We start from the raw sequence: 12,453 nt of genomic DNA, 5'->3' as shown, positions 1-12,453 counted from the left end.
GAACAGAAAAAAGTCATAATGTAACTTTAAACACAATATTATGGATAAAAAAAGAGTTTATACCTTTGGTAATGGTCAGGCAGAAGGAAAGGCTGACATGAAGAATTTGCTCGGTGGTAAGGGAGCCAACCTTGCTGAAATGAATTTAATCGGAATTCCTGTCCCTCCCGGATTCACAATAACTACAGATGTTTGTACGGAATACAATACGTTAGGACGTGATAAAGTGGTTGAGTTGCTGAAAGATGAAGTTGTAAAAGCGATCGCTCATGTGGAAGCGTTGATGAAATCTAAATTCGGTGATGTTGAAAATCCTTTGTTGGTATCTGTACGTTCCGGTGCACGCGCATCTATGCCGGGTATGATGGATACGATCCTGAACCTCGGATTGAATGACGAAGTGGTGGAAGGTATTATCCGTAAGACGGGTAATGCACGTTTTGCATGGGACTCTTACCGTCGTTTCGTACAGATGTACGGTGACGTTGTGTTGGGCATGAAGCCTACCAATAAAGAAGATATCGACCCGTTCGAAGCAATCATCGAAGAGGTGAAGAAAGCGAAAGGGGTAGAACTGGATAACGAGTTGAAAGTGGAAGACTTGCAGGAACTCGTAAAGAAATTTAAAGCTGCCGTAAAAGAACAGACCGGAAAAGATTTCCCGACTGGTGCATACGAACAACTTTGGGGAGCTATCTGTGCCGTATTTGATTCATGGATGAATGAACGCGCCATCCTTTACCGTAAGATGGAAAGTATACCTGATGAATGGGGTACAGCTGTCAATGTACAGGCTATGGTGTTCGGTAATATGGGCGAAACTTCGGCTACAGGTGTTTGTTTCTCACGGGATGCCGGTACAGGTGAAGACCTTTTCAACGGTGAATACTTGATTAACGCACAGGGTGAAGACGTAGTGGCCGGTATCCGTACTCCACAGCAGATCACTAAGATTGGTTCTCAACGTTGGGCTATATTGGCTGGCGTAACCGAAGAACTTCGTGCTGCGAAATTCCCTTCAATGGAGGAGGCAATGCCGGAAATCTATAAAGAATTGGATGCTCTTCAGACTAAACTGGAAAATCATTATAAAGATATGCAGGACATGGAGTTCACCGTACAGGAAGGTAAACTCTGGTTCCTCCAGACACGTAACGGTAAACGTACAGGTGCTGCCATGGTAAAGATTGCTATGGACTTGCTCCGTCAGGGTATGATTGACGAAAAGACTGCTTTGATGCGCGTGGAACCGAATAAACTTGATGAATTGCTCCACCCTGTATTCGATAAGGATGCTTTGAAGAAAGCCAAAGTGTTGACCCGTGGTCTTCCGGCTTCTCCGGGTGCTGCAACCGGTCAGATCGTATTCTTTGCTGATGATGCTGCCGAATGGCATGCTGCCGGTAAACGTGTGGTGATGGTTCGTATCGAAACTTCTCCGGAAGACTTGGCCGGTATGGCAGTTGCCGAAGGTATTCTTACGGCTCGTGGCGGTATGACTTCTCACGCGGCTGTTGTGGCTCGTGGTATGGGTAAATGCTGCGTATCGGGTGCAGGTGCATTGAATATTGATTATAAAAACCGTACGGTAGAGATTGACGGTGTATTGCTGAAAGAAGGTGACTATATCTCTTTGAACGGAAGTACAGGTGTAGTATATAATGGTAAGGTAGAAACGAAAGCTGCAGAGCTTTCCGGCGACTTTGCCGAATTGATGACACTGGCTGATAAATATACTCGTTTGCAGGTACGTACCAATGCGGACACTCCTCATGATGCGGAAGTTGCACGTAACTTCGGTGCGGTAGGTATCGGCCTTTGCCGTACAGAACACATGTTCTTCGAAGGCGAAAAGATCAAAGCAATGCGTGAAATGATCCTGGCGGAAAATGCAGAAGGACGTCGGAAAGCATTGGCTAAGATTCTTCCATATCAACAAGAAGACTTCAAAGGTATCTTTAAAGCAATGGCTGGTTGCCCGGTAACCGTTCGTTTGCTCGATCCTCCTTTGCATGAGTTCGTTCCTCACGATTTGAAGGGACAGCAAGAAATGGCGGATACGATGGGTGTAAGCCTGCAATATATCCAGCAACGTGTAGAATCACTGTGTGAACATAACCCGATGTTGGGGCACCGTGGTTGCCGTTTAGGTAATACTTATCCTGAAATTACTCAAATGCAGACACGTGCAATTTTGGGTGCTGCATTGGAACTGAAGAAAGAAGGAGTGGAAACTCATCCGGAAATCATGGTTCCGTTAACCGGTATCTTGTATGAATTCAAGGAGCAGGAAAATGTGATTCGCTCGGAAGCTAAGAAATTGTTTGAGGAAGTAGGAGATAGTATTGACTTCAAAGTCGGTACAATGATCGAGATCCCGCGTGCTGCTTTGACTGCCGACCGTATTGCTTCTTCTGCCGAGTTCTTCTCATTCGGTACAAATGACTTGACGCAGATGACCTTCGGTTATTCTCGTGATGATATAGCTTCTTTCCTTCCTGTTTATCTGGAAAAGAAGATTTTGAAAGTAGACCCGTTCCAGGTTCTCGACCAGAATGGTGTGGGACAGCTGGTACGTATGGCTACAGAAAAAGGCCGTGCTATCCGTCCGGATTTGAAATGTGGTATCTGTGGTGAACATGGTGGTGAACCTTCTTCTGTGAAGTTCTGTCACCGGGTAGGTTTGAATTACGTTAGTTGTTCTCCATTTAGAGTGCCGATTGCCAGACTGGCGGCGGCGCAGGCAGCTATTGAAGGATAGTCAAATACGCTGGTTAGGTACTTAACTATCTGATAAATCAATATTAATCAGTAAGTTATAGAGGGATTTGCTTTTATAGTAAGTCCCTCTTTCTATTGTTATAATAGTCTGTTTTTAATGATTGTTTGACTCTATGTTTGCATAAAGGAAGCATGGTGTTTGCAGTGAATATGTTATGTTAAACAATTAAATATTAGATGATTATGGCAACATTTAAAGCATGTGTTAGGTCACAGAGAAGTGATGGCTTGTTTGCTGTATTAATAAGGGTTACTCATAATAGAGTTGCAAGATATATAAATACAGATAAAACAGTAGATAAATCCAAATTACGTAAAGGGGAAATTAAAGACCCTGAAATACTTTCTTATTGTTCCAACCTTATTAAACTCTATAGTGATAGATTGAATGCTGTAGATATATCCAGTTGGGATACCAATGAGGTTGTATCCTATTTACAACACATAGATGAAGATATATCTTTTTCTAAATATGCTAGGAAGTATGTTTTGGAGATGGCTACTGTTAGGGGGATGGTTAGGAATGCAAAGAACTACAGATGGGCATATCAATCATTGGAAAGGTTTGCAGAGTCAGAGAATATAATGTTTTCAAAGCTTACTACAAAGTTTATTCAAGACTGGATTAGCTCTTTAGCATCTACAAATAGGGCAAAGGAAATGTATCCAACTTGTATTAGAATGATATATAATGCAGCTCTTGAAGAGTATAATGATTATGATAAGAATATCATCCGAATCAAATTACAACCTTTTAGGAAGATTTCAATACCTAAAGCTGATGTTCCAGAGAAGAGAGCTTTGGATATAGATATATTAAAGAGATTCTTTACAGGTGAAATACCTGAATCTAATTTAAAAGTATCTCTACCAGAATTAAGTAGAGATGTAGCAGAAATGGTTTTCTGTCTAGCAGGGATGAATACAGCAGACATCTTTGAACTACGTAAGGAGAATTTAAGAGAGGGAGTATTATGTTATCATAGATTAAAGACAAAGAAGTTTAGGCGTGATGGTGCATATTTGGAAATCAAGATACCATCAAGGATATTATATTTATTCGAGAAATACAAGTCAGATAATGAATACCTTCTGAATTTTAATAAAAGGTATCAGGATGGTAACTGTTTTAATGTTAATGTAAACAATGGTTTAAAATCTTATTGCAAGTATAATGAACTTCCTGATATCTGTATTTATAATTTCAGGCATTCATGGGCTACCATTGCCCAGAATAATTGTGGAGCTAGTACAGCAGAGGTTGGGTTTGCATTGAATCATTCATCCGCACATAGGGTAACAGAAGGGTACATTAAGAAAGATTATTCTCCAATTAGTATATTGAATAATAAGGTTATTGAATATGTATTTGGGTAATATTAGTTGGTGCTGATAGCACCACAAGTGGTAAAAAGAATCTTTATAGCTAGTAACTATAGGGATTCTTTAGTATCTTTGCGCACTAAGGTGTATATTTTATATAAATATTATATGAGTAGAAGCAGCCAAGACCTTAAGGTTGATTAAACAGAGGAAGTAGCAGACTTTCAAGAGTTAGGAGATGAGTTAGCTAATCTTGACCTCAAGAATGCTTTTGCTGTTGACCTTGATAGTCTATTGCACCAACTATGGGAGATTAGAGCAGATAACAATATAGCTTTCAAGAACCTTAATAATGCAGTTATGTACTGGGCACTTGATGAGGAACACCCATTCAAAGTTGCTATAAGAAGGAGCTTTACCTTAAATAAGAGCTATTCCGCAAGTGAAACACAGGATAGGCTGACTCTTATAGTCCAATACCATCTACATAAAGCACTGAAACCTAGAAAATATGTAGCCTTATTGAAGAATATGTATGCTACTGATAGAACATCTAGGAATAAGTATATCATTAGAAGTGAGAATCCTAGAGATTTTAAAGGACACATTAGTAGGATAGCCATCAAGGAGAACAATCTTTTGAAATACTTTATGCTCCAGTAAATTCCCATGTATTCATTTTTATTTTTATTAGGGAAAGTGAATACAAAAGACTACTTTTGACCATAACTAATAAAAAGAACTATGAACACAATAAATAATATTACATTTGATGACAATCAATTACCTGATAGTAGATATGAAATACTATTTTGTACAGGAATCCCTAAATCATTTGAAGATGGGCATCCTAGTATGATTCAAATAATCAATGGTGCAGATGTAAACTGTGAAAATGTAGACTTGAAGTGCAAAGTAAATTGGCTAGAGAAAAATAAAGTTATTGAATCAATTAGCTTTATGATGCCAAGAGATGATGCTCATCTAAAAGATGTATTCACAACTTCTCCTTATGGGTTAATCAAGAAAAATAGAACTGGAATTGGAGCTACAACGCTTGAATTAGATTCTCCAAGAAATAGTATTGTAGTTGTTCCTACAAGAACATTAGCCTATAGTAAAGCTGTGAATAGTAGAATTGAAGGAGATGAAAATAAGTACAAGATACTTTATGTAGGTGGAAAAATCACAGGATTCAATCCTCCTAAAATACCCACATACCTTGCTGATTCATCCATTAAATACAAGAAGTTCATAGTTGTTGCTAATAGTTTACCAAGCTTATTAAACATCATAGGAAAAGAAAACTACAAAGACTACTTCCTCATGGTAGATGAAATTGATTCATATCAATATGATTGTAGCTACAGACCTGAAATGGAAGATGTTATTGACTATTATTTTCAGTTTCCCCCAACCCAAAGATGTCTGGTCTCTGCTACTGTCAGTAGATTCTCCAACAAATTAATAGAAGATGAACCTGTTATTAATGTGGAATTTAATGAACCTCTCCCCAGAAATATCAGATTAATTCATACAGATGACACTAATATACGAGTCAAAAAGAGTATTGAAGATATTATATCCACTCATCCAAATGATAAAATATTGGTAGCATATAATTCAATATCAAACTGTGGATATATTATTAATAGCCTTGCAGATGAGTTGAAAACAGATTGTGCAATGCTATGCAGTACCAAGAATGAATCCACTGTGGAACATTACAGTGATATCACTGATAATCAACTCCCCCAAAAGATTTCATTTATGACTTGCACCTACTTTGTTGGTATTGACATTACAGAGAGATTCCATCTAATCACTGTTATCAATTCTAAGAAATTCCATACAGTGCTATCTGTTGACAAATTACAACAGATAGCAGGTAGATGTAGAAGTTCAGAAGGTTTACTTAGTGAGACTATAATCTACTCAACCAAAGAAAGTACCAATAACCTTAATCCAAATGATGTATGCAATGAAGCATTAATAGATGCTAAACAATTAATCCACTTTGGTAAGTTATATTCAACTCTAAAATATAAATTCCCTACAACAGATATATTTAGAAATGAAATTGATACAACAGAGTTTATTAGAAAGACAGCTAGAAGTTATCATGGAACTAAACCTGTTCAAATATTGAGGCAAGATATTCATGGAGATTTAATGCCTTCATTTTTCAATATAGATTATATAAGAATACAAATTGAGTTATTAAAAAATCTATATTCTCAAGCCCCCCATCTAATGGACAAATTAATTGTTGAAGGACATAATATAGAATATCAAAACCTCCAAGAACAAGAAAGAATAACAGATGCCGTTATTGAAGAAACAGATGCACAAACTCTATTATCAAATGAAAGTCAAAGAGATGAGCTCATTACGCTATTACGAGAAGAGACAACTCTGGAAGGTAGAGAAAGAACTGCTAATACCCTGCGTACACAATGTTCTTCAGCAAATAGAATATTCCTTGAGCACTTTATTGAGTTACACAAGTATGTTCCATTTGAAACTCTAATAGATAAGTTGGTACTATATAATAAAGCTAGTGAGTATAAAAAGCTAAGAAATTATGTGCTATTTTGGGCTTTAGAAGAGAGTCATTCAATAAAAGTTACAATGCGGCAAAATCTACCACTTAATGAAACCTACACTGGAGAAGAATTAGCTGCAAGATTTAATACCATATCTGGATTATTGGGGCTTGGAGAATTAAGTTCAAGACAAGCCATTCCATTTTTAAAAGAGTTCTGTAAACTTTCTACTAGAACTACTAAAAGAGTAAACAATACTCCTACAGGTGCATATAAAATCCTTAGCTATAACCCTTTTGGGCTAAATGTAGAGCCGTTGCAACATATTCCCGCGACTAAAGACATGCGTAAAGAATTCATATTCTAAAGTTTGTATTCACTTCTCTTATATTATAATTCCAGAGTGAATACACAACTATATCCTCAATCCCTTGTTTTCCCACCAGAAGGCAGGGGATTGCTTTATATGTATATAACTAATATATAGCAATTCCTACTGTCATCTGATATACAGTCTCTCTGATATTTTTAATTTTTATTTTAAATTTCTGCAAACTTGATATCTACAAGTGCACTCTAAGTCACCTTTTCACCCACCCCAGACCTTAAGAGTGGGATATCCCCCTGTGCATATTGGGGATTACTGGATTCATATAGTTAGCTCATTACCCCACCATAGTAACTGAATCAACAGCAGCAGAATGGTCTGTCTGCACAACAATAAAATTACAAGATTATGGAAAAGTTAAAGTTCTTAGAGACAGTGACAGTTAACGAGTTCAAAGCTCAAAAGGGAGTAAGTAAGATTGAAGTAAAGCAGAATCCTCATACAGGGAAGTGCTTCTTTGTTTATGGCTGTGAAACTGGAGCAGTAAGTGACAAGTTCCTTAATGGAGAGGTTACCAATCCTGTTATCTCTCAAGTATGTTCACCAGATACAGGTGACATGTTCTATATGCTGCACCAAAGAGGTGAAGGTGGAGCTATGACACTGGCAACTCTATGATGGTTATTAATGTTGACCTCAAGGAAGTAAGTCTATTAGGGCTTGCTTCCCTTTTTCTTTATAGACTGTGTATAACAATTAACCCTATTCAGACATGTTGAACTTAAGAGTTTCATCCAAGAAGCAGGCTAAGATTAAGCTTGCTCTTCAAGGCTGTGCAGGTTCAGGAAAGACCTATTCAGCATTACTTTTAGCTTATGGTCTATGTAATGACTGGACTAAGATAGCCATTATTGACAGTGAGAATGGAAGTGCAGACCTTTATGCTCACTTAGGTGCTTATAATGTATTAAGCCTAAGTGATAACTTTACACCTGAAACCTACATACAGGCTATTGAAGTATGTGAAGGTGCTGGCATGGAAGTTATTATAATTGATAGCATTTCCCAGTGTTGGGATAACTTGCTTGAATACCATGCAGGATTACAAGGTAACAGCTTCACCAATTGGCAGAAGGTGACACCCAGAATCAATGCTTTCATGCAGAAAGTATTGCAGTCTGGAAGTCATGTTATATGCACTATGAGATGCAAACAAGACTATGTTCTAAGTGAGAAGAATGGCAAGATGATACCGGAGAAAGTAGGACTTAAAGCAGTCATGAGAGATGGTATAGATTATGAGTTTACCATAGTCTTTGACATCAACATGAAGCACCAGACTATTGCATCTAAAGATAGGACAAACCTGTTCATAGGTAAGCCTGATTTTACCATTACACCTGCTACAGGTCAGATAATACTTGACTGGTGTAATGATGGTGTCAATTTGGAGATGATAAGAAGTAAGATTAAGAGTAGTAAAACCATTGAAGAACTGACTGCCATCTATCATCAATTTCCTGAATGGTATCAACAGTTAACATCAGACTTCATGCAGAAGAAAGAAGTACTTATGGACAAACAGAATCAACCAACTATTAACTATACCCCTAATTACATTAGATATGGAAATAATGCAGTTGCAGCCAGTCAGAGCTAATCTGATATACCCTAATAGAAATAAGGTAGATAACCCTTATATTCAAACAGTTGAGCCAATAGAAATCATCAACACAGGCATTATATCAACAAATCCTGTAGAAGCTGATTCCATAAGCACCAGAGAAGGTAATAAGTTACCTTTTATTGAGGCTAATACAAAGGAAGCAACCATGCAGTACCTCAAGGAGGAATGTATTACACCTGTGTTCTCTAAGGACAATGAGGTTACTATATCACACTCCAGTTTCATTGAAACTGTATGGGAAGCAGCTAATAAAGTCTTCTCCAATGAGAGAATAGAAGAACCTGCCATCAGGGTAAGTCATGTAATCAAAGGCAGAATACCGGAAGCTATTCATAAGCCAGTGAATCAACTATTGGAATCTGATAAAACCATCTACTTTGAGAGAATGATGTTCTGTTTTGAGATACCTACCATATATGAGGATATTGCAGGTAACAGACTGAATTTAACCATAGGTGGAGTCAGGGCTTATAACCATGAGAACCTCTACAGCAAAAAGGGTGCAGAGAAGTTCAAGGTGTTCATTGGCTTTCAAAACATGGTATGCTGTAACATGTGTGTATCAACAGATGGTTACAGGTCAGAATTAAAGGTTATGAGTACTGCTGAACTATTGAATGCAGTGATGAGGCTGTTCCAAGAATACAACATAGCCAAGCACTTGTATTATATGTCAGCCTACAAGGATACTTATATGAGAGAGTCCCAATTTGCCCAGTTCTTAGGTAGATGCAGATTATATCAGTTCTTACCTGTAGACCAGAAGAAGAAGTTACCACAGATGCTAATGACTGATACCCAGATAGGATTAGTTGCCAAAGCATATTATAATGATGATAACTTTAGCACCCTTTTGGACAGCAGGGAAATTAGCATGTGGAATGTGTACAACTTACTAACTGGAGCTAATAAAAGTAGCTACATTGACAACTTCTTGGACAGGTCACTTAATGCCACCCAATTGACAGAAGGACTTAATAAGGCTTTATATGGTGAAAATGAATATAGTTGGTTCATTAATTAGTGCATCTTATGGATAGTATAATGAATGTAGCAGAGGTTCAATTGAGCTATAAAAGCAATGTCAAATCATCAACTAGATACAAGATAAATAGCTCACAGGATGCCTATGAACTATTGATAAAGTACTTCCCTGATGATACAATAGAATACAAGGAAAGCTTTAAAGTAGTGCTACTTAATCAGTCTAACAGAGTACTGGGTATAGTACCTATTTCAGAAGGTGGAATATCTGCAACTTATGTAGATGTAAGGTTGATATTACAAGCTGCCTTATTGGCTAATGCAACACAGGTAATATTGGCACATAATCACCCTTCTGGAAGCATGAAACCCAGTACTTTGGATGATGTTTTGACTGAAAAAGTAAGGAAGGTGGCTGAACTCATGGAGATTCATGTAGCAGACCATATAATCTTAAGTCCAGAGAAGGAATACTACTCCTATCATGATGAAGGAAAACTATAAATACTTAACCTTCTAAGGTCTACATTACCCTACCTTCTATTAAATCCATCCCCCTCTGCTGTTATTATACCATTATGATGGGAAATTTTGAGAATCTCACTTTGTTGGTATAATATATTAATAAGTAAGCAGGATAAATTGTATCCACTTCTATTTCTTATTATTAAGAGAAGTGAATACATTATCAATAACAGATGGTATTTTATTGTAAAGTATAGAGAAGTGCTGCTATAATTACTTAACCACTTGAGGTTCGGTGAAGTATGTAAACATGAATTATAGCAATAGTTAGTAAGTTAGATTAAATTAAATGTCGATTGAATTATGTGTGAGATAATCTTGATTCTAGTGGGGGTTGTCCTCACAAGTATGATACTTAAGGATTAAGAGGTTATATACCTCTTACTATGTGTTTTTATTGTTGTTGATAGCCCTAGTTCATCATGGACTGGGGCTTTAACTTGTGTATATATGACAGCATTAGATATGATATTACAGTGGCTTATATTGATAGTTACTGGTACTCTATTTATCAATTGGGCATACAGAAAGTGAACAATTAGCCCTACCTTGGTATTATAAGGATATAGCCTGCATCTATGGTATTGATATGCCTTGAAACCTATTAATTTATGACTGTCAGATGATGAAGTATGACTGGAAAGTTCTATCTTTGCAGCAGTATTAATTAAATGACAATTAATGAAATAGATGTTTAACTAAGACATATTAGAAGAAGAAGTGTTTGCTTCTTGCTTGATGTTATCAGAGAAATCGCCAATTTCAATCAGATATAACCATCAAAAGCAGGTTAGTGAATGCTCATACCATATAGGTGTGGGCTTTCCTTATTTGCATGGTTATAGGTGTTTGGCGATACCTTCTGATAAGCAACTAAGGTTAGGCTCACACCTTCTTTTTGTAGTATGGCTACAAAAGGAAATTATCATGAAGAAAAGGTGTTGCTTATTTTTGTTTTTCGTTTTGCTAAGTTGTTATAATATCAAGGCACAAAAACAGTATGAGGTATTAAGAAGTGCAAAGTACATATCTATCATGATTGATGAAGATGACTTTCACTCTAATCCTGTTTTGAACTTTTTCACAGGTGAACTATGTGAATATTTTAAATCTTTAAACATCATTTGTCGTATAAATAAATCGCTAAATGATTTAGAACCTTGTGCTAAATGTATTTATGTAGAACCTATCTTTTCAGGAAAGGCAAATCTTGATACGAGAGGTGTATGGCAATACTATTTTTATAAAACTAAACTCTATTATTACACAGCATGTCCCCAAGAAGAAGATGACAATGAATATACTATTGATTTAGGTAACATAGTTACAAAGACAAGCCATGGAGCTTTAAAATCCATATTTAAGAAGAAAATTGGCTTATAATTCTCCACTACAAAATTAATAATATGATAAAATACAATTCACAATTGACTTTCCGAATAATATTTGGAATGTTACTATTCTGTTCTACAATAGTTAAGGCTCAATTAGTAGGAACTAATGTTCACAATTATACAGATTTTCACAAGTACACTTATATAAAAACAATATCTAATAATATAATGAGATATGAATGCTGGGAAAAAACTCATCCTTATTTTATAGGATTACAGACAATAAGTGTTCAAAGTAATATCATTCTACAGTATACTTTTGGTATAGAAGCAAAACATGCTATACCTCAATGCACGAAGTTTGTACAAGACAGTTATTATGAAGTACAGAATTCATTACGTGAAGGATGTATATCACATCAGACAAGAGACAATGAAGACATTTATCAGATGCCTGACAACATAGAAGTCATACTGCACTACAACTATAAAGATGGAAAGAACTCATACACAATGTGTTCTACCTTAAAATAGTATGGAACACAATCTATCGTTTTCTATAAGTAAGGTGCAATTACCTCTAATTATAGTTAAGGTAAAGGAAAAGTACATTTGCTTCATCTTAGATACTGGAAGCACCTGTAGTCTGATAGACAGCACTGTAGTTGAATATTTTAAAGATATAGTAGAACCTGTTGGTGATTATTATATCAATGGAATAGAAGGAAGTAAGCATAAGGTAGATATGATTACTCTACCTTTCATTTTTGAAGGTCAGATGTATAAACCTAAATTCTGTGTAAAACCTCTACTTGATGCCTTTAAAAGCATTGAGGATGAAAGTGGAATACAGGTACATGCTCTTCTAGGTACTGACTTTCTACTAGAGAATAAGTGGATTATTGACTTTGAGAAATTGAAACTTATGTATTAAAATATAATAAA

9 protein-coding genes and 1 pseudogene are annotated in these 12,453 nt (G+C 36.4%); all 10 read left to right on the top strand.

Annotated features, from left to right (window positions below; genetic code table 11):
• The first annotated feature begins 40 nt into the window (after positions 1-40).
• Positions 41-2,761, top strand: a complete 2,721-nt coding sequence (gene ppdK / locus DW173_RS09330) for a pyruvate, phosphate dikinase (RefSeq protein ID WP_120144363.1) — start codon at positions 41-43, stop codon at positions 2,759-2,761.
• Positions 2,762-2,964: 203 nt separating this feature from the next.
• A complete protein-coding gene (locus DW173_RS09325; RefSeq protein WP_049703345.1) occupies positions 2,965-4,158 on the top strand; it encodes a tyrosine-type recombinase/integrase in 1,194 nt (397 codons plus the stop codon).
• A gap of 222 nt (positions 4,159-4,380) precedes the next feature.
• Positions 4,381-4,767, top strand: a pseudogene (locus DW173_RS24120) (hypothetical protein); the annotation flags it as partial.
• A gap of 81 nt (positions 4,768-4,848) precedes the next feature.
• Positions 4,849-7,017: a hypothetical protein gene (locus DW173_RS09315; RefSeq protein ID WP_049702624.1), complete on the top strand. Its 2,169-nt coding sequence runs from the start codon at positions 4,849-4,851 to the stop codon at positions 7,015-7,017.
• A 369-nt stretch (positions 7,018-7,386) separates the two neighbouring features.
• Complete coding sequence (locus tag DW173_RS09310) at positions 7,387-7,656, top strand: hypothetical protein (RefSeq protein ID WP_049702625.1); 270 nt, start codon at positions 7,387-7,389, stop codon at positions 7,654-7,656.
• Positions 7,657-7,750: 94 nt separating this feature from the next.
• Positions 7,751-8,638: an AAA family ATPase gene (locus tag DW173_RS09305; protein ID WP_049702626.1), complete on the top strand. Its 888-nt coding sequence runs from the start codon at positions 7,751-7,753 to the stop codon at positions 8,636-8,638.
• On the top strand, positions 8,604-9,689 hold the full coding sequence (locus DW173_RS09300; protein WP_049702627.1) for a DUF3871 family protein: 1,086 nt from the start codon (positions 8,604-8,606) through the stop codon (positions 9,687-9,689). The genes DW173_RS09305 and DW173_RS09300 overlap by 35 nt, the downstream gene beginning before the upstream one ends.
• An 8-nt stretch (positions 9,690-9,697) precedes the next feature.
• Positions 9,698-10,153, top strand: coding sequence for a JAB domain-containing protein (locus tag DW173_RS09295; RefSeq protein WP_049702628.1), 456 nt, complete (start codon positions 9,698-9,700; stop codon positions 10,151-10,153).
• A gap of 1,056 nt (positions 10,154-11,209) precedes the next feature.
• Positions 11,210-11,557: a hypothetical protein gene (locus DW173_RS23750; protein WP_120067814.1), complete on the top strand. Its 348-nt coding sequence runs from the start codon at positions 11,210-11,212 to the stop codon at positions 11,555-11,557.
• 486 nt (positions 11,558-12,043) lie between these two features.
• Positions 12,044-12,442, top strand: coding sequence for a hypothetical protein (locus tag DW173_RS09280; RefSeq protein WP_049702631.1), 399 nt, complete (start codon positions 12,044-12,046; stop codon positions 12,440-12,442).
• Positions 12,443-12,453 lie beyond the last annotated feature (11 nt).

Origin of the sequence: Bacteroides sp. AM16-13, assembly GCF_003602705.1 — a bacterium.
Lineage (GTDB): Bacteria > Bacteroidota > Bacteroidia > Bacteroidales > Bacteroidaceae > Bacteroides > Bacteroides xylanisolvens.
Note: the sequence above shows the minus strand (reverse complement) of the source record. Positions and strands in the feature narration are given on the sequence as shown.

What these genes read in the sequence shown, in the direction of transcription:
- DW173_RS09310 (WP_049702625.1), top strand. Translation starts at nt 7,387, where the DNA reads ATGGAAAAGTTAAAGTTCTTAGAGACAGTGACAGTTAACGAGTTCAAA.
- DW173_RS09280 (WP_049702631.1), top strand. Translation starts at nt 12,044, where the DNA reads ATGGAACACAATCTATCGTTTTCTATAAGTAAGGTGCAATTACCTCTA.
- DW173_RS23750 (WP_120067814.1), top strand. Translation starts at nt 11,210, where the DNA reads ATGATTGATGAAGATGACTTTCACTCTAATCCTGTTTTGAACTTTTTC.
- ppdK (WP_120144363.1), top strand. Translation starts at nt 41, where the DNA reads ATGGATAAAAAAAGAGTTTATACCTTTGGTAATGGTCAGGCAGAAGGA.
- DW173_RS09315 (WP_049702624.1), top strand. Translation starts at nt 4,849, where the DNA reads ATGAACACAATAAATAATATTACATTTGATGACAATCAATTACCTGAT.
- DW173_RS09300 (WP_049702627.1), top strand. Translation starts at nt 8,604, where the DNA reads ATGGAAATAATGCAGTTGCAGCCAGTCAGAGCTAATCTGATATACCCT.
- DW173_RS09305 (WP_049702626.1), top strand. Translation starts at nt 7,751, where the DNA reads ATGTTGAACTTAAGAGTTTCATCCAAGAAGCAGGCTAAGATTAAGCTT.
- DW173_RS09295 (WP_049702628.1), top strand. Translation starts at nt 9,698, where the DNA reads ATGGATAGTATAATGAATGTAGCAGAGGTTCAATTGAGCTATAAAAGC.
- DW173_RS09325 (WP_049703345.1), top strand. Translation starts at nt 2,965, where the DNA reads ATGGCAACATTTAAAGCATGTGTTAGGTCACAGAGAAGTGATGGCTTG.